Here is a 1299-nt window from a genome sequence, read left to right as displayed (position 1 = left end):
ATGGCGACCCTTATATCTCGATCATTCCCCTCCGGGTGCTATGATCCCCGACTGATCATCGGGAAGTTGCTGGTGAGATGGGGGCGACCCCTGGGCATCAAGCCTGTTTTGTAGATTCATCCCCGGCAACTTTACTCCCGCCTCTAAGACCGGACGGTATCCTGTGCTTCGAGCACGCATCCATAAGGATGGTCATGGCGGTTTTCCCTGATGTTTTTAAGGAGAATCTATGCAAACCCGTACGCCCGTTGGTATTGATATTGCCTCGAAAAAGTTTGATGTGGCCGTCTGGAAAGGCGAAACGTCTTACAAAACCAAAGTCTTCCCTAACACGCCCAAAGGCTTCAGCGCCCTGAAAAAATGGCTGGAGCCGTTCGGCGACTGCCATATCTGCATGGAGGCGACCGGCGCGTACAGCGAGCCGCTGGCTACCTTCCTGCACGATGAAGGCTTTGAGGTCAGCGTTGAAAACCCTGCCCGCATTAAGCGCTTCGGTCAGGCCGAACTGAGCCGCAATAAGACGGATAAGGACGATGCGCGCATGATAGCGCGCTACTGCAAACTGCACGGCCCCTCGCTGTGGCAGCCGGCACCGCTGAATGAGCGCAGGCTGAAAGCGCTGGTGAAGCGCCTGACGAACCTGCAGGAAATGAGGCAGATGGAAGAGAACCGGCTGGAGATATCGGATGCGGTGGTGCAACCCTCCATCCGCGTGGTGATAGCGGCGCTGGATGCGCAGATAGACGAAACACAGCGCGCGATAAACAACCACATCGATAATGACCCGGACCTTAAAAAGAACAGGGAGCTGCTGGAATCAATCCCGGGCATCGCGGGCGTGCTGAGCAGCACGATGCTGGCGTATATGGGCGATATGTCGAGGTTCAGCAGCAGCAAGGCGCTCGTGGCGTGGGTGGGCCTGAATCCGATGCGGCAGGAGTCTGGCGAGTGGAAAGGCAAAAGCCGGATATCGAAGATGGGAAACAGCGCGATGCGAAAGGCGCTGTACATGCCGGCGATAGTGGCGATGAAATGGAATCCGGCGGTTATCTCGCTGAAGAAGCGTCTGGATGCGGGCAGGAAAACGGGAAAAGTGGTGGTGTGCGCGGCGATGAAAAAGCTGCTGCAGCTGGCTTATGGTGTGCTGAAATCAGGCCGTCCGTTCGATGCCGAAATATGTCTTGCCAGGTAACTGGCAAGACGGTATCCGGCGGTTATCTCGCTGAAGAAGCGTCTGGATGCGGGCAGGAAAACGGGAAAAGTGGTGGTGTGCGCGGCGATGAAAAAGCTGCTGCAGCT

At 56.5% G+C, this 1299-nt stretch carries 1 protein-coding gene; it reads left to right on the top strand.

Features of this window, described 5'->3' with window-relative positions:
* Positions 1-229 precede the first annotated feature (229 nt).
* Positions 230-1192 (top strand): IS110 family transposase, encoded by a 963-nt coding sequence (locus tag HX773_RS24900; RefSeq protein ID WP_176973738.1) that lies wholly within the window; start codon positions 230-232, stop codon positions 1190-1192.
* The last annotated feature ends 107 nt before the right edge of the window (positions 1193-1299 follow it).

This window comes from Pantoea sp. B9002 (assembly GCF_013385945.1).
GTDB lineage: Bacteria > Pseudomonadota > Gammaproteobacteria > Enterobacterales > Enterobacteriaceae > Pantoea.
The sequence above is the reverse complement of the archived record's forward strand: the minus strand, read 5'-3'. Positions and strand labels throughout refer to the sequence as shown.

What these genes read in the sequence shown, in the direction of transcription:
- HX773_RS24900 (WP_176973738.1), top strand. Translation starts at nt 230, where the DNA reads ATGCAAACCCGTACGCCCGTTGGTATTGATATTGCCTCGAAAAAGTTT.